Annotated in this window: 21 protein-coding genes; 14 read left to right on the top strand and 7 right to left on the bottom strand. The window is 60.4% G+C overall.

The genetic code is table 11. From position 1 onward, the window contains the following. Nucleotides 1-7: 7 nt before the first annotated feature. The 6 genes from ribD to thiL all read left to right on the top strand — a co-directional run bounded on the left by ribD (nt 8) and on the right by thiL (nt 4,902). Complete coding sequence (gene ribD / locus JWZ97_RS02260; protein WP_240342439.1) at nt 8-1,126, top strand: bifunctional diaminohydroxyphosphoribosylaminopyrimidine deaminase/5-amino-6-(5-phosphoribosylamino)uracil reductase RibD; 1,119 nt, start codon at nt 8-10, stop codon at nt 1,124-1,126. 91 nt (nt 1,127-1,217) lie between these two features. Next, a complete protein-coding gene (locus JWZ97_RS02255) occupies nt 1,218-1,877 on the top strand; it encodes a riboflavin synthase (RefSeq protein WP_205433178.1) in 660 nt (219 codons plus the stop codon). 1 nt (nt 1,878) lies between these two features. Next, nucleotides 1,879-2,988, top strand: coding sequence for a bifunctional 3,4-dihydroxy-2-butanone-4-phosphate synthase/GTP cyclohydrolase II (ribBA, locus tag JWZ97_RS02250; RefSeq protein ID WP_205433177.1), 1,110 nt, complete (start codon nt 1,879-1,881; stop codon nt 2,986-2,988). A gap of 37 nt (nt 2,989-3,025) precedes the next feature. Beyond that, a complete protein-coding gene (ribE, locus tag JWZ97_RS02245) occupies nt 3,026-3,505 on the top strand; it encodes a 6,7-dimethyl-8-ribityllumazine synthase (RefSeq protein ID WP_205433176.1) in 480 nt (159 codons plus the stop codon). Continuing rightward, nucleotides 3,502-3,948, top strand: a complete 447-nt coding sequence (gene nusB / locus JWZ97_RS02240) for a transcription antitermination factor NusB (RefSeq protein ID WP_205433175.1) — start codon at nt 3,502-3,504, stop codon at nt 3,946-3,948. Before ribE ends, nusB begins: the two co-directional genes overlap by 4 nt. A 15-nt stretch (nt 3,949-3,963) precedes the next feature. Then, nucleotides 3,964-4,902, top strand: coding sequence for a thiamine-phosphate kinase (gene thiL / locus JWZ97_RS02235; RefSeq protein ID WP_205433174.1), 939 nt, complete (start codon nt 3,964-3,966; stop codon nt 4,900-4,902). 6 nt (nt 4,903-4,908) lie between these two features. On the opposite strand, the gene JWZ97_RS02230 is transcribed toward thiL, so the two are convergent. Genes JWZ97_RS02230 through birA form a run of 3 tightly spaced genes read right to left on the bottom strand, consistent with a single transcriptional unit; the run spans nt 4,909 to nt 7,341 of the window. Next, the gene (locus tag JWZ97_RS02230; protein WP_205433173.1) at nt 4,909-5,625 is read right to left on the bottom strand and encodes a hypothetical protein; all 717 of its coding nucleotides are present in this window, start codon (nt 5,623-5,625) and stop codon (nt 4,909-4,911) included. After that, a complete protein-coding gene (locus tag JWZ97_RS02225) occupies nt 5,622-6,356 on the bottom strand; it encodes a type III pantothenate kinase (protein WP_205433172.1) in 735 nt (244 codons plus the stop codon). The genes JWZ97_RS02230 and JWZ97_RS02225 overlap by 4 nt, the downstream gene beginning before the upstream one ends. Then, nucleotides 6,349-7,341: a bifunctional biotin--[acetyl-CoA-carboxylase] ligase/biotin operon repressor BirA gene (gene birA / locus JWZ97_RS02220; RefSeq protein WP_205433171.1), complete on the bottom strand. Its 993-nt coding sequence runs from the start codon at nt 7,339-7,341 to the stop codon at nt 6,349-6,351. Before birA ends, JWZ97_RS02225 begins: the two co-directional genes overlap by 8 nt. A 339-nt stretch (nt 7,342-7,680) precedes the next feature. Between birA and JWZ97_RS02215 the strand changes: the two genes are divergently transcribed. The 7 genes from JWZ97_RS02215 to JWZ97_RS02185 all read left to right on the top strand — a co-directional run bounded on the left by JWZ97_RS02215 (nt 7,681) and on the right by JWZ97_RS02185 (nt 11,848). Then, nucleotides 7,681-7,902, top strand: a complete 222-nt coding sequence (locus JWZ97_RS02215) for a hypothetical protein (protein WP_205433170.1) — start codon at nt 7,681-7,683, stop codon at nt 7,900-7,902. 141 nt (nt 7,903-8,043) lie between these two features. After that, nucleotides 8,044-8,304: a hypothetical protein gene (locus tag JWZ97_RS02210; RefSeq protein ID WP_205433169.1), complete on the top strand. Its 261-nt coding sequence runs from the start codon at nt 8,044-8,046 to the stop codon at nt 8,302-8,304. A gap of 511 nt (nt 8,305-8,815) precedes the next feature. Beyond that, nucleotides 8,816-9,310 (top strand): NUDIX hydrolase, encoded by a 495-nt coding sequence (locus JWZ97_RS02205; protein WP_305799098.1) that lies wholly within the window; start codon nt 8,816-8,818, stop codon nt 9,308-9,310. Then, nucleotides 9,303-10,070, top strand: a complete 768-nt coding sequence (locus JWZ97_RS02200; protein WP_205433168.1) for a hypothetical protein — start codon at nt 9,303-9,305, stop codon at nt 10,068-10,070. The genes JWZ97_RS02205 and JWZ97_RS02200 overlap by 8 nt, the downstream gene beginning before the upstream one ends. Further along, the gene (locus tag JWZ97_RS02195) at nt 10,067-10,699 is read left to right on the top strand and encodes a NeuD/PglB/VioB family sugar acetyltransferase (protein WP_205433167.1); all 633 of its coding nucleotides are present in this window, start codon (nt 10,067-10,069) and stop codon (nt 10,697-10,699) included. Before JWZ97_RS02200 ends, JWZ97_RS02195 begins: the two co-directional genes overlap by 4 nt. A gap of 10 nt (nt 10,700-10,709) precedes the next feature. Further along, a complete protein-coding gene (locus JWZ97_RS20285; RefSeq protein ID WP_205433166.1) occupies nt 10,710-11,339 on the top strand; it encodes a histidine phosphatase family protein in 630 nt (209 codons plus the stop codon). Further along, nucleotides 11,306-11,848: an NUDIX hydrolase gene (locus JWZ97_RS02185; protein ID WP_240342438.1), complete on the top strand. Its 543-nt coding sequence runs from the start codon at nt 11,306-11,308 to the stop codon at nt 11,846-11,848. Before JWZ97_RS20285 ends, JWZ97_RS02185 begins: the two co-directional genes overlap by 34 nt. 405 nt (nt 11,849-12,253) lie before the next feature. On the opposite strand, the gene parC is transcribed toward JWZ97_RS02185, so the two are convergent. The 4 genes from parC to JWZ97_RS02165 all read right to left on the bottom strand — a co-directional run bounded on the left by parC (nt 12,254) and on the right by JWZ97_RS02165 (nt 16,785). Then, nucleotides 12,254-14,488, bottom strand: a complete 2,235-nt coding sequence (gene parC, locus JWZ97_RS02180; protein WP_205433164.1) for a DNA topoisomerase IV subunit A — start codon at nt 14,486-14,488, stop codon at nt 12,254-12,256. A 371-nt stretch (nt 14,489-14,859) separates the two neighbouring features. Continuing rightward, the gene (locus tag JWZ97_RS02175) at nt 14,860-15,174 is read right to left on the bottom strand and encodes an RNA-binding protein (RefSeq protein WP_205433163.1); all 315 of its coding nucleotides are present in this window, start codon (nt 15,172-15,174) and stop codon (nt 14,860-14,862) included. A gap of 57 nt (nt 15,175-15,231) precedes the next feature. Beyond that, nucleotides 15,232-15,501 (bottom strand): RNA-binding protein, encoded by a 270-nt coding sequence (locus tag JWZ97_RS02170; RefSeq protein WP_205433162.1) that lies wholly within the window; start codon nt 15,499-15,501, stop codon nt 15,232-15,234. A gap of 30 nt (nt 15,502-15,531) precedes the next feature. Next, entirely contained in the window at nt 15,532-16,785 is a 1,254-nt protein-coding gene (locus JWZ97_RS02165) for a DEAD/DEAH box helicase (RefSeq protein ID WP_205433161.1), read from the bottom strand. Between the two features lie 627 nt (nt 16,786-17,412). On the opposite strand from JWZ97_RS02165, the gene JWZ97_RS02160 reads away from it, so the two are divergent. Continuing rightward, nucleotides 17,413-18,195 carry a DUF1566 domain-containing protein gene (locus JWZ97_RS02160; protein ID WP_205433160.1) on the top strand — a complete coding sequence of 261 codons (783 nt, stop codon included), beginning with the start codon at nt 17,413-17,415 and terminating at the stop codon, nt 18,193-18,195. Nucleotides 18,196-18,737 lie beyond the last annotated feature (542 nt).

The following is an 18,737-nucleotide window of genomic DNA, read 5'->3' as shown; positions in this document are numbered from 1 at the left end:
CCGGCCCATGTCCTCGCCATCGATGCTGCCATACACCCCCGCAGACGCGCGCTACATGGCCCGCGCCCTCAGGCTCGCGGAAAACGGACTGGACACGACCCACCCCAACCCCCGCGTCGGCTGCGTGCTGGTCAAGAATGATCGGATCGTCGGCGAAGGCTGGCATCAACGGGCCGGCGGCCCGCATGCCGAGATCGAGGCCTTGCGCAGGGCGGGCGAGGCGGCTCGAGGCGCCACAGCCTACGTGACCCTGGAGCCCTGCTGCCATCACGGCCGCACGCCGCCCTGCTCGGATGCCCTGCTGGCAGCCGGCGTCGCGCGCGTGGTCGCGGCCATGACCGACCCCAATCCCAGGGTTTCCGGCGGCGGTCTGGGACAACTGCGGGAGTCGGGCGTGGAAGTCGGCTCCGGCTTGCTGGAAAGCGAAGCGGAAAAGCTCAACCGCGGATTCATCAAGCGCATGCGCACCGGCAGGCCTTATGTGATCAGCAAACTCGCCATGAGCATGGACGGACGCACCGCGATGGCCTCGGGCGAGAGCCAGTGGATCACAGGGCCCGAAGCGCGCCGCGACGTGCATCGTTTGCGCGCGCGCAGCTCTGCCATCCTGACCGGGGTGGATACGGTGCTGGCCGACGATCCGGCCCTGACCGTGCGTATCGACGATTTGGAAACAGTGCGGCAACCGCTGCGCGTGGTACTGGATTCCGCCTTAAGGACCCCCGCCTCTGCTAAAATGCTCGCCCCGCCCGGCTCGACCCTGATACTGGGATGTCAGCACGGAGAAAAAGCGGAAGCCCTGCGGACCGCCGGAGCGGATGTGCGGGTATTGCCCGCGAGTGCCGACGGACGTGTCGATCTGCACGCCGTGCTGGACGAACTGGGCAGGCTGGAATGCAACGAACTGATGGTCGAAGCCGGCGCCACCCTGAACGGCGCGCTATTGTTGGCGGGACTGGTCGACGAATGGTGGGTCTACCTCGCCCCCTGCATTCTGGGCGACCGGGGCCGCGGCCTGTTCCATCTACCCGGGCTGGAGCGCATGGCCGACCGGTATGATTTGACCTTGGCCGACAGCCGGCAGGTGGGAAAGGATATGCGGATGAAGTTTTTGAAAAACCCTTAGGACGGATGGAGCACAGCACGACCCACGCGGCTCCTGTGGGTCACGGCTGCCCCCTTCACCCATCCTCCGAAATCACATCACACGAGCGACCATGTTCACCGGCATCATCCAGGCCATAGGCACCATCGAACACCTCGAAACACGCGGCGGCGACTGCCGCCTGAGCATCGCCACCGGCAAGCTGCCGCTGGCCGGCGCGGCGCTGGGCGACAGCATCGCGGTCAGCGGGGTGTGCCTCACGGCCATCGCCCTGGGCGAAAATCAATTCAGCGCCGACGTCTCGCGCGAAACCCTGGCGCGCACTACCCTGGGCGGACTGAAGGCCGGCTCGCGCGTCAATCTCGAATTGGCCCTGACTCCCGCCACCCGGCTGGGCGGCCACATCGTCTCCGGTCATGTCGACGGCGTGGGCGAGGTGGTGGAGAGAAAAGCCGATGCCCGCTCGGTGCGCTTCGTCATCGAGGCGCCGGCGAATCTGGCCAAATACATCGCCGAGAAAGGCTCGATCTGCGTGGACGGCGTCAGCCTCACCGTGAACGATGTGAACGGCCGCCGCTTCGACCTCAACATCGTCCCCCATACACTGAGCGAGACCACGCTGGACGAATTCCAGCCCGGCCGGAAGGTCAACCTGGAAGTCGATCTGCTTGCCCGTTACCTGGAGCGTTTGCTGCTGGGCGACAAGGCCGCGGAAAGCGGCGGCGTCAGCGCGGAATTACTGGCCAACAGCGGATTCATCAAAAACCTTTGACATGAACAGCATCGAAGAAATCATCGACGACCTGCGCCAAGGCAAGATGGTCGTACTCATGGACGACGAGGACCGCGAAAACGAAGGCGATCTGGTCATGGCCGCCACCCATGTGCGGCCGGAAGACATCAACTTCATGGCACGCTACGGCCGCGGCCTGATCTGCCTGACCCTGACCCGCGAGCGCTGCCAGCAGCTGCGGCTGCCGCTGATGGTCAACGAGAACAAGACGCCCCACTCCACCAACTTCACCGTCGCCATCGAGGCGGCGACCGGCGTGACCACCGGCATCTCCGCCGCCGACCGCGCCCGCACCGTGCAATGCGCGGTGGCCAAGGACGCCAGGCCGGAAGATTTGGTGCAGCCGGGCCACATCTTCCCATTGATGGCCCAGCCCGGCGGCGTGCTGAACCGCGCCGGCCATACCGAAGCCGGCTGCGATCTGGCGCGACTGGCCGGCTGCGAACCGGCGGCGGTGATCGTGGAGATCCTCAACGAGGACGGCTCCATGGCGCGCCGGCCGGACCTGGAGATATTCGCCCAGCAGCACGGCCTCAAGATCGGCACCATCGCCGATCTCATCCATTACCGCATACAGAACGAAAAAACCGTCGAGCGCATCAGCTCCTGCGATTTTCCCACCGAATACGGCCAATTCCGCCTGCACGCCTACCAGGACCAGATCGACAACAAACTGCATCTCGCCCTGACCATGGGCCGGGTGTCCGGCGACGAACCGGTGCTGGTGCGGGTGCACGGGCGCAATCTGCTGTGCGATTTGTTCGGCGCCCGACGCGAAGACAGCGGCCTGCCCCTCCGCCGCGCCATGGAGAAGATCGCCCGCGCCGGATGCGGGGTGCTGGTGGTCATCCGCCGCGAGGAAGACACCAAGTCGCTGGTCGAACGCATCCATCAATACAGCATGGAAGACCACGGCGTCGTCCCGCAAAGCAGCGAGGAAAGCGGCGACGACTGGCGCACCACCGGCACCGGGGCGCAAATCCTGGCCGATCTCGGAGTACGCAAGCTGCGCGTGATGGGCGCGCAGAAAAAATACCTGGGCCTTTCCGGCTACGACCTGGAAGTGGTCGATTACGTTTCGTGCGACTGATCCGGTCCACGCCCCCCACCTTACGGAGACCTCAATCATGTCCCACATCAAGACCTACGAAGGCCATTTGAGCGCGACCGGCCTGCGCGTGGCCATCGTCGCCTCCCGTTTCAACAGCTTCATCGTCGACCAGCTCGAATCCGGCGCCATCGACGCCCTGGTCCGCCACGGCGCAAGCCGCGAGCAGATCCACGTCGCCCGCACGCCCGGCGCCTACGAACTACCCCTGGCCGTGCAGAAAATCGCCGCGAGCGGCCGCTACGACGCCATCGTCGCCATCGGCGCGGTGATACGCGGATCCACACCGCACTTCGACTACGTGGCCGGCGAATGCGTGAAAGGCATCAGCAGCGTCTCGCTGAAACACGGCATCCCGATCAGCTTCGGCGTGCTGACGGTCGACAGCATCGAACAGGCCATCGAACGGGCCGGCACCAAGGCCGGCAACAAGGGCGCCGAAGCCGCCCTGTCCGCCATAGAAATGGTCAACCTGCTGCGGGACCTGGACCAGGCATGAGTACCCCCACCCAAGCGCGCACCAGCGCGCGCCGTTCCGCCGTGCAGGCGCTCTACCAGTGGCAGCTCACCGGAGCGGACCTGAGCGAGATCGAACGGCAATTCATCGAAGAACACGGCCTGGGCAATGCCGACGTTGCTTATTTCAACGAATTGCTGCACCAGATTCCGCAGAAACTGGACGAAATCGACGCCGCCCTGGCCCAGTTCGTCGATCGCTCCATCGCCAGCATCGATCCGGTGGAGCGCGCGATCCTGCGCATCGGCGCCTACGAGCTGCTGTTCCATCCCGAACTGCCCTACCGCGTAGTGCTCAACGAAGGCATCAATCTGGCCAAGGGCTTCGGCGCGGCGCAAAGCCATAAGTACGTCAACGGCATCCTCGACAAGATCGCCCACGCCAAGCGCACGGTTGAAATCCAAGCCGGCCGCGCGAAGGGCTGAAGCAGTCGGCATCCTGTGAGCCTCGGCGAATTCGAGCTTATCCGCCGCTATTTCACCCGCCCGCCGCGCCGCGCGGACACCTTGCTGACGGTCGGCGACGACTGCGCCCTCCTGGTGCCGCGGGCCGACGAGCGCCTGGCCGTCAGCACCGATACGCTGGTCGCCGGCGTGCACTTCCTGGCCGATACGGATCCGCGCCGGCTGGGCCACAAATGCCTGGCGGTCAACCTCAGCGATCTGGCCGCCATGGGCGCTGATCCCGCCTGGGTCACCCTGGCCCTGACCCTGCCGCGAGTCGACGAAGCCTGGCTCGAACGGTTCGCCGAAGGATTTCTGGACCTGGCTCAGCGCTACGGCGTCGACCTAATCGGCGGCGACACCACCCATGGGCCTTTATCCATCACCGTGCAGGCCATGGGCTGGGTTTCCGCAGATAAGGCCTTGCGCCGCGACGGCGCGCGCGCGGGCGATGCGGTCTACATGACCGGGGAACTAGGGCTGGGTGGATTGGGCCTGCGGATCGCCTTGGGCAAATGCGCGATCGATGCGCCAGCCGCGGTGGAGCGGCTGGAAAAACCCGAGCCTCGAATAAGTGCCGGGTTGGCGCTCGGCGGATTGGCCAGCGCCTGTATCGACATTTCCGACGGACTGGCGGCCGACCTGGGCCATATCCTGACCGCCAGCGGGGTGGGTGCGACCCTGGATTACGCCGCCCTGCCCTTGCCGGAACCGGTGCGCCGCCATGTCGAAGAAACCGGCGACTGGAGCATGCCGCTCACGGCTGGTGACGATTATGAACTCTGCTTCACCCTCGCGCCGGAACATGAAGCGGAACTGGCGGCGCGGGGAATCTCCTGCACCCGCATCGGCCACATCGAGGCCGAACGGGGATTGCGCATCCTGCGCGACGGGCAGCGCCTGGAACTAGGCGCGGGCGGTTACCGGCATTTCTGACGACACTCAGGGGCAGGCCTGCAAGGCCACGCCCTGCACGCCTATCAGCCGTTCCAGCTCGGTACGGTCGCCCGGCCACTGCAACTTTATCCAGGGCGCCTCGTTCCTGACCATGCGGGGATGGACTTCCACCGCTGCGATGCCTTGCGCCCGGAACTGCTGGGCGGCCGCCTCGGCACGCTCGCGCAAGGTAAACAGCCCGAGGGAAATGGCGCCCTGCAACTCGCCCTTGTCGAACACCCAAAGATCGCGCACGCCCTTGTCCACCAGCATCTGGCGATTGACCCGGGCGAGTTCCATGCTCTCCGCCTTGGGATAAAGCACCCAGTAGCCGTTCGGCACTTCGCCGGAGCGCCGATGGACCTCGGCCTCCTTCAGTTCGGCCGGCAAGGCCGCCAGCACCCGGCGCGCGTCGCCGTCGCTTTCGTAGGGGCCCAGCCAATAACACGCCGGCACGAGCGGAACCGGCGCGGCGTCCTTCACCACCTCGGGTTCGACCGGTTTTTCCGCCGGCTTGACGGGAGGCGGCTCGGGCGGAGCAAGCGGTTTCGGAGGGGCGGGTTTTTTCGGTATCGAGGGCAATTCCGCGATCAATACGATGCGCTCGCCGGCCGACGGCGGCAGCTTCAGTTCGGAATTGACGATGCCCGCGCTGCCCTGGCGGGACTCCCACAGATAGAACACCACGTTGACGGTCAGCAACAGGGCAAACAAATATTTCATCGGGTCTCCAGGGCCATTATCCTCAGGCCGTCGAGTATCAACTCCGGCACAAGCTTCGCTTCATCCCAGGCCGGTGCCAGCCTCTCGCCATCCCCTCCGGTCAGGATCAAGCGCGGCAGCGAACCCAAGCGCTTCGCCGCCGCATCGCGGGTCCATTCGATCAGCCCCGCCGCCGCGCCGTATACGCCCGCCGCTATGGCCGACTCCGTCTCGCGTGCAAGATCGAAAACCAACGCGCGACCGGCCGGACTCAAGGCATGGGTGCGCTTGCCGAGCGCCTCGTTCATCAGCGCCAAGCCCGGCGCGATAACGCCGCCCAGATGCTCACCCGACGCGCTCAACACGTCCACGGTGATCGCGGTGCCGCAATCGGCCACGCAAAGCGGACCGGCATAGCGTCCACGGGCACCGATCAGGGCCAGCCAACGGTCCACGCCGAGGCGGGCGGGTTCATCGTAGCCGTTGATCACCCCGCAGGCCCGAGCTTCGCTGCGGGCGAAATGCGCATCCAGGCCCCATCGCCCGGACACCCAGTCCCGCAGACGTTCGGCGTATTCGGGGCCGGCGACATTGGATATCCAGACGGCGGATGGCCGGGGCAATCCGCTCCACGCCGCGGAAAAATCGGAGCCCACGAAAGGCTCGCCGGGAGCGATACCGCCCGCATCGGCCCAACCCCATTTGATGCGGGAGTTGCCGATATCGATCAGCAGTAAGGCAGCGTCAGACATGAGCCACCCGCACGCGCACGTCGCCGGCGGCGAATTCGCGCCGCGCGCCGTCTTCGTCGTCGACCAGCAGCAGGCCTTCGGCGCTCACGCCGGCCACGCGCCCGTGTATCAGGCTATCGCCCAGTTGCACGCTCACCGGCCGGCCGTGCAGACTGTGATGCGACCGCCATTCGTCCAGATAGGCGCTCAAGCCCGCCTGTCCGAAATCGGCCAGCAGCCCCAACAATTCGTCCAGCAGGCTGGCGACCAGGCGGTTGCGGCCGGCCGCGATGCCCTGGTCGATCTGCCTCAGGTCCACCCAGGCCTGGTCTATGGCCTGGCCGCTCTCCGCCGGGATGTGCAGGTTCAAGCCCAGTCCGATCACCACCGCGCAGCCGCCATGCGCCTCGCCGCTGGCCTCCAGCAGGATGCCGCCCAGCTTGCGGTCGCGCCATAGGATGTCGTTGGGCCACTTCAAACCCGCACCCTCCACGCCCATCCGACCCAGCGCGCGCATGACGGCCACGCCCACCGCCAGGCTCAGCCCGGCCAGTCGGGCGATATCGTCGTAGCGCCAGAGCACCGACAGCGCGATACCGCCGCCGAAGGGCGACAGCCAGGTGCGCCCCAGACGACCCTTGCCGGCGCTCTGGCTCTCGGCCAGGCAAACCGCGCCGGACGGCGCGCCCCGTCGAGCACGGTTAGCCAAATGGGTATTGGTGGAATCCAGCCTGGGGTGTATCTCCAGCTCGGCCAGCCAGCGCCGTGCCGATTCAGACAGCGAGCCCCGGATGAAGTTTTCGTCCAGCAACTCGAGCGGCTCGGCCAAGCGATAACCCTTGCCGTGGACGGCATGGACTTCCAGGCCCAGTTCGCCGAGTTCCCGTATCAGGCCCCAGACGCCCGCGCGGCTGAGCCCCAAGTCGGTCGCCAGATGGCTGCCCGAGTGAAACCGGCCGTCAGCCAGGCACTCGATGAGTATTCGGTGTCTATCGTGAAAATGCACGCACTAAACCGGTCGTGGCGTCATCCCGCAGCGGGCCCGGCATTGCGCCGGATGTCGTTGTTTGTTCATGGAATTAGGGTATCACGAAGCAGGGCCGCGATTTTATGATTAACGGCGCCAAAATTCCGTTCATCCTGAGCCTGCCGAAGGACTTAATCGGCGTTTCCTTGAAATTAAGCCCCTCTAGCGTTGGGAGTGGAATCCAAGTGACTTAACGTAGCGGCATTATTTCCACCCTCTCGGCTCGCGATGGAAGATAGCCCGCTACAGCGTAGTCACTGCGCGTTTCCGCAGCACACTACGCCTGTTCCGGGACCCGCCCCCACCCAAGAGGTCCCGATGACAATTAGCCTCACCCTTCCGGCGCATTGGCAACCTTCCCTGACCGGTACCCTGTACATCGTGCTGGCCGCCTTCGGCTTTTCGGCCAAAGCGATCCTGGTCAAGCTGGTTTATGGCTATCGGGTCGACGCGGTCACGTTGCTGGCGCTGCGCATCGCCTTCTCCCTGCCGTTCTTCCTGCTGATGGGTTTGTATGCCGGCGTGAAAAACGGCCAGTGACGGATCACACCGACGGGTTGGATCAAAGTCGTCGGCCTAGGCCTGTCGGCTATTACCTGGCCAGCCTGCTGGATTTTCTGGGGCTGGAATACATCTCCGCTGGCTTGGAGCGGCTGATCCTGTTCCTCTACCCTGGTCGTCGTGTTCTCATGGGCTTTTCTCGGCCGACGCATCGACGGCCAGGAAATAGCCGGCCTGATCCTGAGTTATCTCAGCGTGGCGCTGGTGTTTTGGCGCCAGACCAACGCGCCTCAGGGCGAAATCGGGATAGGCGCCGGCCTGATCTTCGCCAGCGCGATCAGCTACGCGCCGTATCTGATGGGCAGTTCCCGCGCTATCGCCGCCTTCGGCGCATCGCGGTTCACGGCTTACGTGATGACCGCAGCCTGCTGGCCTGTCTGATCCAGTTCGCCCTGACGCATCCCTGGTCGGTCCTGCAGGCTCCGACCGAAGTCTATACGCTCGCGCTGGGCATGGCGGCGTTCTCCACCGTACTGCCGGCCTAACGGTGCTGCCGCTGGGCATACAACGCATAGGTGCCAGCCGCGCCTCCCTGGTCAGCAGCCTGGGCCCCGTCGCCACATCGCGATGGCTTATGTGTTTCTGGAAGAAGTGATGACCGGGGAACAGTTATTGGGCTCGCTGCTGGTCGTAACCGGGGTGTTGGTGGTCAGTATGGGCAAGAGCTGAGCTTGTAAGGGCGATAAAGTCGGTCGTAAGCCTTGCCCGCCGTCGACTGATACTTTTTTCCGCATCCGGTTAGAATCGCCGCCACAGGCAGGATTTCGGCCATTGCCGCCATCCACTTCTTCAGTGTCGAGGGTCTGTTAACGGTCACATTCCTGCGACCTCCCTTGCGAAGCGGCTAAATCAATATCGCGCATGCATTGTGGAAATGCTAGGGTACAATCACTTGAATACTGATATTGGAGTGCCTATGGCATCGGATCATCCAGAACGGACAATAGTACATGTGGAAAAGGAAACGTTTTACCTCTTTCCTGACTCGGCATGTGCCGTACATACATTTAGCAGTAAGCCGAATGCATTGATCTTGGTGAAACAATGGCGCCCGTTCCATGGTGTTTATACGATTGAGCTTCCCGGTGGGCGAGTAGAATTAGGAGAGACCTCTGAAGAAGCAGCGGTTCGAGAACTTTGGGAGGAGGCGGGGATTGTCGGGGAGGCAATAGGGCGTATGGTGAAACTTGATATGGATTTTTCCGCCTCTAAGCATTGCACGCAACTTATAAGAACGCATTCGCAAGAGCCTTTAGAACTTAGGGACGGAGTACTACTGCTTGATTTGAATGATGCTCAGGATGCGTTAAGGTCGGGAAGTATTTCACATGCCCCGACTGTTGCCGCGATTTTGTCTTTGATAGCCGAGAGATTGATTAATGGGTGAGTTATTTGATCTATCAATAAGTGATTGGCGGGGGGCTATTGCCGGTTCTATATTAACTTTCCTTTTAGGCCTGTTCTATCGGGTTGTGACACGCTTAAAAGAAATTAGGCATAATTGGTTCGCTAGGAATTTATGGAAACCATTCCTGAGCAATCCACGCGCAACATGGGTCGTCTTGACCACAAAAAGCAGTAGCCGCAAAAGTGGCACTCAGAAAGTCAGTTTAAGCGAGGTGCAAGCATTTTCTGAGCTAAGGAACACTTTGTCACGCCTAAAAATAGATACTGAATTAATTCAAGACCCTAGCGCCGATTTAACAAGACTAAAAGGTAGGCACGTTATTTCCATTGGTGGACCAAAAAGCAACAATGTGACACAAGATATTCTGGCACTAGCTAAGAGTAAATACAGGATTCCTTTTCTTTATGACCCTGATTCAGAGAGCCTACTGGACGGTGGCAATAAATATAAAAGTGAGTTAGCCCAGGATGAAACGCTTTTAAAAGATTTTGGTTTAGTTATAAGAATAACGGGGTCGAACGGAAACGCGACGTCATCTTATTTGGTCGCTTTTGGGCTACGAGGCAGGGGGACGTGGGGTGTAGTAAAAGCTCTGACCACAGACGATTTTTTAATGAAAAATATTGACTCACAGGTGGGAAAAAGTGATTTTGCGATGCTTATGGAGTTTAATTTTAATAACAATAATTTGATTGACTCAAAAATATTGGCCGCCAATATCTTAATTAAGGTACCATGAAGCTATTGATTATTGGAGGCTCCACTCTTGGCTTAACCGTCGCGGAAATTGCCAAAAGAACTGGAAGCTTTAGTGTTGAAGGCTTTATTGATGATTCACCTGAGAGTCTGCCACCAATCTCGGCGTCTCTTTTCTGGGGAAAAACTAATAACCTTTCTGCCAGCAAAATAAAAGACAAAAAACTGGTAATTGCCGTTGGGGATAATAAAAATAGGCGCAAATTGTGTTCGCTCATTAATTCTAGGGGCCTTGAATACTCCATGGCAACCATAATTGATCCAGCAGCCATTCTCCTTGGTAACATATCTATTGGATACGGTAGTGTTATTTTTCCTGGCGCCATAATAGGGCCTGGGGCAGTACTTGGAAAATACGTCCTAGCTAATTCCAATGCTTTCATAGGCGCAATGAGCAACATTGGCTCCTTCACCAACATCTGTCCCGGCGCATGTATTGGATCATCCACATGTATTGGCGATGGAGCATACGTCGGCATGAGGGCGAGTATTATTCAGAATTTGAGCATTGCTCCCGACGTCGTAATTGGCGCCGGAGCATCAGTGATAACAAACCTTAGCGAGACTGGTACTTTTGCGGGAACGCCAGCCCGACAGATTTCTTTGCGTTAGCTTAATAATCGTGCGCGTAATACTAATTCGCCATGGAGAAAGCAAGAAGAATCTTATTGATGTTATCGGTGGTTGTGGCGAAAGCCTAACGGCTAGAGGGTGCTTGGCCGCAAGACTCGCGGGCGGGTACCTTCAGCGGCAAACCCCTCCGATCGAGCATCTTATATTCGCCCCAACTGCGCAAACTCGACATACCGCTACCTTGATTGCGGAAAAATTGCATAAATGCAAGATGTACGAGTCTCCTCTCCTAAAACCTATCGATCTTGGAAAATTATCTGGCTTACAAGTTGATGAGGCCAAAGCCAAATATCCCTACGAAATGGACACATTAAGCCGCTGGAATCGTAGGGAGATCGAAATATCTGATGTTTCAATTCCTGGCATGCAGGATATGTCCAGCTTCTTTTGCCAAGGTCTTCAACTACTATGTTCTATAAATAGATCGCAAGTTACTAGCATTTGCATTGTTGCTACACGGTCTTCCTTAGTTCTCTTAAAAAATATTAAGTTACGGCGTACTCCCGAAAATGGTGGCAATTATTACAACCTTCATTTCGATTACACGCGCCCGGTATCCTTTCGACTAACAACTCAGGATTTACATTGGATCCGAAATCAGCTTCAGGCCAGATCGTAGCAGAGTGGGATTTTGGGGTGTATAGCGTCAAATCTTTCGACGCTGATAGGGGAAACGGCGCTACGAATCGGTTCAACGTATTGAAATGCCCTGATTGGGTAAACGTGTTGGCAATTGTACCCTCTGGACAGTTTGTCTTTGTGCGACAGTTTCGCTATGCCTTAGCCAGAGAAACATTGGAACTGCCAGGTGGTATCGTCGAAGATGGGGCATCCCCTCTGGAGTCAGCGCAGGAGGAATTATTGGAGGAAACCGGGTATGCGGGAGGAGAGTGGTTCATCCTAGGCAATTATCTAGCGAATGCTGGTCTCCAAAACAACTATGTGCACTCGTTTTTCTGCCGCAATCCCTCACCAAAATTAGGAGTGGTACCAGAGGATGGGACAACTGTCCAATTGTTATCTACCGAAGAGGTCCGGCAAGCACTCTATGGCGGCGAACTTTGCCAAGCTTTCGCTCTCGCTTCTGTACTTCTGGCTTCAAGACAAGGCTTGGTTACTATGTCTTGATAGGAGCCGAATTCAATTTCATTGACCAGACTTCTCATCGACACACCGAATGGCATCAAAGGGATGTAAATCTGTGGCAGCAGCGGTTTTTACCCAGTGAAGGCATTCGCCGAGGGGCACCTTTGAGAAACTGCCTAGAATGACTGGTCTACTTTATCCGCCATTCAACCTCTGCTGACACAAACAGCAGCAGAGGGGAAGGATGTTTTATCTTGACTGAGCAGAAAGCTTGCCTACAGCCTGCCTATCAGCAACTGGCTGCATTGCTGACGCTGCTCGGAGCTATTCAACAGGCGGCAATGGCCGAAAAAGTGCCAATCGTCTTCTATCGGGCATATACGCCAAAGCTATGTCCACAGCCCTTTAGACGGCAGCTAACGCGGCCTTCAGGTCACTGCGGTAAGTTCAAACCGCCTCCAATCCCTCCACCCGCTGGAATCCGCGCGGCAGCGGGTTGCCGCGGCGGCCGCGCGGGCCTTCGTAGTGGGTCAGATCGGCGCCCTGCAAAGTCAGCGTGCGCTTGCCGGCGGTGACTTTCAGGCTGGCGCCCGGCGGCAGGCTGGCCAGGGCGATGAGGGTGTCTTCTCCCTTGGCCAGTTCTGCGGACTTGATGTCGATCAGCTTGTTGCCCTTGCCCTTGTCGAGCACCGGCACCTCGCTCAGCGCCAGTATCAGCAGCCGCCCCTGCTGGGTGACGGCCGCCAGGCGGTCGGTTTCCGGATTGCCCACGCGCACCGGCTTCATGACGGTGGACTTATCCGGCAGCGACAACATGGCCTTGCCCGAGCGGTTCTTGGTGTTGAGCTCGCCCAGACGGGTGAGGAAGCCGTAACCGGCACTGGACGCCAGCAGATAGCCGTCCTCGTCCGCGCCGGCCAGCAGATGGATGAAGGTCGCGCCGGCCGGCGGATTCAGGCGTCCGGTCAAAGGCTCGCCCTGGCTGCGCGCGGACGGCAGATCGTGCGCCGACACGGCGTAGGCCCGCCCTGTCGAATCCAGAAAATACGCCGGCTGGCTGCTGCGTCCCTGGGCGGACGCCAGGAAGGCGTCGCCGGTACGGTAGGCCAAGGTCGTGGGGTCGATCTCGTGGCCCTTGGCGGCGCGTATCCAGCCTTTCTCCGACAAGATGATGGTGACCGGCTCGTTGGCGATCAAGGCGGTCTCGTCGATAGCCTGGGCGCTCTGCCGCACCACGATGGGCGAACGGCGCGCGTCGCCGTGCTTGTCGGCGTCCTGGGTCAGCTCCTGCTTGATGAGTTCGTGCAGCTTCTCGCGCGAACCCAGGATCTCCTGCAAGCGCTCGCGCTCCTGTTCGAGTTCGTCCTGTTCGCCGCGGATCTTCATTTCTTCCAGCTTGGCCAGGTGGCGCAGCTTGAGCTCGAGGATGGCCTCGGCCTGGATGTCGGTCAGCCCGAAGCGTTCCATCAACACCGGCTTGGGCTCGTCCTCGTGGCGGATGATGGCGATCACTTCGTCGATATTGAGATAGGCGATCAGCAAGCCTTCGAGGATGTGCAACCGGGCCAGCACCTTATCCAGCCGGTGCTGCAGACGCCGGGTGACCGTGCGGGCGCGGTAGACCAACCATTCGCTCAGTATGTCCTTGAGATTCTTGACCCGTGGCTTGCCGTCCAGGCCGATCAGGTTGAGATTGACGCGGTAGCTCCGCTCCAGATCTGTGGTGGCGAACAGGTGCGACATGAGCTGGGCCGCGTCGATGCGCCTGGACTTGGGCATGATGACCAGCCGGGTCGGACTCTCGTGGTCGGACTCGTCGCGCAGATCCTCGACCATGGGCAGCTTCTTGGCCTGCATCTGCGCGGCGATCTGCTCCATCACCTTGGCGCCGGACACCTGGTAGGGCAGCGCGGTGACGACGATGTTGCCGTCTTCCTGCTCGTAACGGGCGCGCAATCGCACCGAACCGTTGCCGGTCTGGTAGAGGCGCAGCAGATCGGGGCGCGGGGTGATGATCTCCGCCTCGGTGGGAAAATCCGGGCCTTTGACCAGCTCGCACAAGGCTTCCAGGGGCGTTTCCGGCTCGTCCAGCAGACGGATGCAGGCGCTCACCACCTCGCGCAGATTGTGCGGTGGGATGTCGGTCGCCATTCCGACCGCGATGCCCGTCGTGCCATTGAGCAGCAGGTTGGGCAGGCGCGCGGGCAACAGGGCTGGCTCATCCAGCGTGCCGTCGAAATTGGGTATCCAGTCCACCGTGCCCTGCTCCAGTTCGGCCAACAGGGTCTGGGCATAGGGCGTGAGCCGCGCTTCCGTGTAGCGCATGGCGGCGAATGACTTGGGATCGTCCGGCGAGCCCCAGTTGCCCTGCCCGTCTATCAGGGGATAGCGGTAGGAGAAAGGCTGGGCCATCAAGACCATGGCCTCGTAACAGGCGGAATCGCCGTGCGGATGGTATTTACCCAGCACGTCGCCCACGGTGCGGGCGGATTTTTTGTGCTTGGACTGCGCTGAAAGCCCCAGTTCGGACATGGCGTAGACGATGCGCCGCTGCACCGGCTTGAGCCCGTCGGCGATGTTGGGCAGGGCGCGGTCGAGGATGACGTACATGGAATAATCCAGGTAGGCCTTCTCGGTGAAGTCCTTGACGGGTAGGGTTTCGTAATTGTTGGCGGTGCTCATGGGGCGAAAAAGGCGGTCGTGCGGCCGCGCATCTTGGCGCAAACCGGCATGACGAGGCAAGCGCTGCGGTGGGGCGCGCAGGTTTCAATGGCCGCCGGTGCGGCGACTTTACGCACTATGGCCCGGCAAGACCTCGAGGGAACTGAAGGGAATCATCAAAACGCACGAGGGCAAGCGCCGCATCATCGGTCGCCCGCGGGAAACGCAAAACGGCCCTGACCCGATCTGCGGGGCCAGGGCCGCTGCACGCGACGTCTGGAAGGCAGGCACCCTGCGCTTCCTGCTTCGGTCGAAATCGATGCGGGCCTGGTAGGCCCGATCATCGACTCGAGAGTTAGGCGGTGCGGGTCGCTACCCGCACCGCTCCCCTCTTAGTAACGGCGTCCGCCGCCGAAACCGCCGCGTCCCGCGCCGCCGCCAAAGCCGCCGGAACGCTCTTCGCGCGGGCGGGCTTCATTGACGGTCAAGTTGCGGCCGTCCAAGTCCTTGCCGTTGAGCGCCGAGATCGCCGCTCTGGCTTCCTGGTCGTTACGCATCTCGACGAAACCGAAGCCCTTGGAACGCCCGGTATCCCGGTCGGTGATGACGCTCGCGGATTCGACCACGCCATGCGCGGCGAACAAGGCTTCGAGTTCGCTGTTGTTTACGCTGTAGCTCAGGTTGCCTACATATAGTTTTTTGCTCATGAAAATTCCTAAGGATTTGAAAATGAAAAAGGGGGTGCCGATCGGTTCGATCAGCCGTTAACGACGTCCTCTACCTCCCGTCCGCCCGCGCGGACGTTCTTCGTTGACCCGCAGGCATTTGCCCCGCAGGTTGGCGCCATTCAAGGCACCGATCGCCGCCCTGGCCTCGTGGCCTTCCATTTCGATAAAACCAAAGCCGCGACACCGTCCGCTAAAAATGTCGCGCGCCAGTTGAAATCCGCGGACTCGCCCGTGCTGGGCAAACAAGTCCGTAAATTCTTTTTCGGTCAGATCCTCCGGCAAATTTCCGGCGTAGATTCTCAGCATGCTGTTTCTCTCCTGCGAAGTGGGAGTGGCTTACGACAAAAAGCGGGGGGCTGCCGGGGAACGGGTCGCCGCAGCTCCGCGACGTCCGGACTTGGGGCGCGGCGGCGCCCGATGCACCGACGGCTCGGCTTTCCCGCCCGCTTGAGCAGCCGCGGACAAGGGATGGAACGGCAGTTTCCGCCCCAGCAGACGCTCGATGTCCCGCAATTGCGGCGCTTCGTCGGCCGACACCAGGGAGATAGCTTCGCCTTCGGCTCCCGCCCGGCCCGTGCGGCCTATGCGGTGCACATAATCCGCGGGCACGTTGGGCAATTCGTAGTTCACGACATGCGGCAACTGGTGGATGTCGATACCGCGCGCGGCGATGTCGGTCGCGACCAGCACCTGCACGCGATTCGCCTTGAAGTCACCGAGCGCCTTGGCGCGCGCCGACTGGCTCTTGTTGCCGTGGATCACCGCGACCCGGAAGCCGCCTTCGCCGAGCTGGTCGGCCAGCCGGTTGGCGCCGTGCTTGGTACGCGCGAATACCAGGGTCTGTCCGCGCCCTTCTTCGCCGAGCAGGCGGGCCAGCAGCGCCGGCTTATCCGCTTTCGGGGTATGGCAAACCGACTGGCTCACCCGCGTGGCCGGCGCGTTGCGCGGCGCAACGTCGATGCTGAGCGGATCGTGCAGGAAGGCACCGGAGAGTTCGCGGATTTCATCGGAGAAAGTGGCCGAAAACAGCAGGTTCTGCCGGGTTTTCGGCAGCAATCCGAGGATGCGCTTGATGTCGTGGATGAAGCCCATATCGAGCATGCGATCGGCTTCGTCCAATACGAGAACTTCAATTTTCGCCAGGCTGGCATGGCGCTGCTTGATCAGATCGAGCAGACGCCCGGGCGTCGCGATCAGTATGTCAATGCCGCGGCGCAAAGCATCGATCTGCGGCTGCAGCCCGACGCCGCCGAAGACGACCGCCGCGCGGACCTGGGTATAGCGTCCATAGAGGCGCACGCTTTCGCTGACCTGGGCGGCGAGTTCGCGGGTCGGCACCAGCACCAGCACGCGAGGGGCCCGTCCTGCGGACGGCCGATCAGCGGCTTGAGGGGCGTCGGTCAGACGCTGCAACAAAGGCAGGGTGAACGCGGCGGTTTTGCCGGTGCCGGTCTGGGCCGCCGCCAGCAGATCGCGACCGCCAAGCACGGCCGGAATGGCTTGAGATTGGATAGGAGTGGGTTGCGCATAGCCTTGTTCGGCCACTGCGCGCAAGAGGGCCGTAGAAAGCCCGAGAGAAGTAAAAGGCATGAATTTTCCTGGCCCCCGCCTACCGTGACGAGCACGATATCGATCTAAGCGCGGGCTTATGAGGTGGAAAGACCACAGGGCGGCTCAAAGGAGCGCACCGCGTGCGGTTTGGCAGAAGGAGGCGGAGGCTAGCAGGTGCCGGAAGGCACTATCTGGAGAAAGTGACCGTATCCTCGGCGCGAAGATCGATACTTCGTGCCGCGACAAACTGGGGACACCGTACGCTCATTTCTCGAGCTTGTCCACAGGAAACAATAAATTCCCAGCTCTGGACCAATAAACTGACACGGATTGGTTGCGCCATGCCGCGTGCAGAACCCCAAGCCCTATCGGACTCCCAACAGCGACACAAGCCGACGCGCTCCGAGTGCACCCTGGCTTCGTTATTAAGGTGGCCCGAGACCCTGGTCAGTTCTTCGTGGAAACAGCCTTTAGCCCGCGAAGATCGCGGCCTGAAGGTCTCTCCCACCTGACATATCCTATGGACCTTGTATCAATCGGAGGGCCCGCGTACGATCAGCCTAAGGACGAAGCTTATCCTAACAGCCTAGAAACTCCGACTCGTCGGGTCATGACCGACAGAACCTTTCTAGGGCAGATATTTATAGAAGTCCGATGGAGGCCATGATGTTGACTCCAATTCAACTCAAGCCAAACCGCATTCTGGCGGGATTGGCGCTCACCTTTACTCTTGCTTTTTCGGATGCACCCTCGGCGGCCTTAGTCGATGTTGGTGACGGACTGATCCATGACACAGATCTCAACGTTACCTGGGCTCAGGACGCCAACTTGTTCAAGACTCTGGCGACCGCTTCAGGCAACGCGGCAATTTTTGTCACGACGGTCATCAACTCGGTAGGCGGCGTAATCCATGACACGCCAAACTCGTTGGATACTCCCGCCCACAGCGGCGCCTACACCCTGACTGCGGGTGATTTCAATGCCGCGACCGGCCAGTTGAGTTGGTGGGGTGCTCAGGCCTGGGTGGGTTACCTGAACAGTATCAGCTACGGTGGTGAAACCGGTTGGCGTTTGCCAATTACTCCGATCGAGATTTCGGGTTATGAGATGACCGATAGTGAGCTAGGGCATTTGTTCTACACCGAGCTGGGCGGGCTAGCAAATACGCCCATTACGACTAAGCACAACTCCAATTACGACTTATTTTCCAATGTGCCGGATAGCGTGTACTGGTATTGGTCGGGTACGGAGTTCACGGCCGATCCCAGGCACGCGTGGAGCTTCTATACCTATTTTGGCACCCAGTTTGATCAGTACAAGGACAACCAGTTCTTTGCTTGGCCAGTGCGCGCAGTGCCGGTGCCTGCAGCGGCGTGGTTGATGGGTAGTGCTTTGCTGGGGTTGGTGGGGCTAAGGCGTAGGCGAACAGTGGCTTTGCTGGAAAACTAAGTTCGGGGCATGCATGCAAGAACGCGATGTTTCCCATACCCGCCTTCTCCCCCAAGAGCGCCTAATACTTTTTTTACAGCACCAGTAACGCCGCCGCTTCGGCCAGGGCCTTTTCCTTGCGGTTCAACCCGCGTTCCAATCGCTGGTTCTCCGCCTCGCCTTAAGGGCCCGAAGCTCCGCCGCTTTTTCACGCCGTTCCGGGTACTTGGCTTGGCGGCAAAAATCGGCTTTCCACACAACCTGTTTCCCTCACCCCGTCCCTACCCAGCAACCGGCGACCGAAGGTCGCTCCTTATCCCCTTCTCCCTCTGGGAGAAGGTGGCCCGAAGGGCCGGATGAGGGAAGGTGAATGGGAAAGTCGACTGCCTTGAATGGCAGTCGACTTCCCGTGAACGCTCGGTTCCAAGGCTACAATCCGCGGGCCATGGGGCCGAGCGGTCTCTTCCGGAGGAGAGGGAGATCGAAGTGTTCGCTTTGCGACTTTATATGGCAACCCCGCCCAAATATCTCATGGTGCGAGCAGCCTTTAGGCGGCGATTACC

The sequence above is a fragment of the Methylococcus sp. EFPC2 genome (assembly GCF_016925495.1).
Classification (GTDB): Bacteria; Pseudomonadota; Gammaproteobacteria; order Methylococcales; family Methylococcaceae; genus EFPC2.
This window is presented reverse-complemented; position numbering and strand designations above follow the sequence as displayed.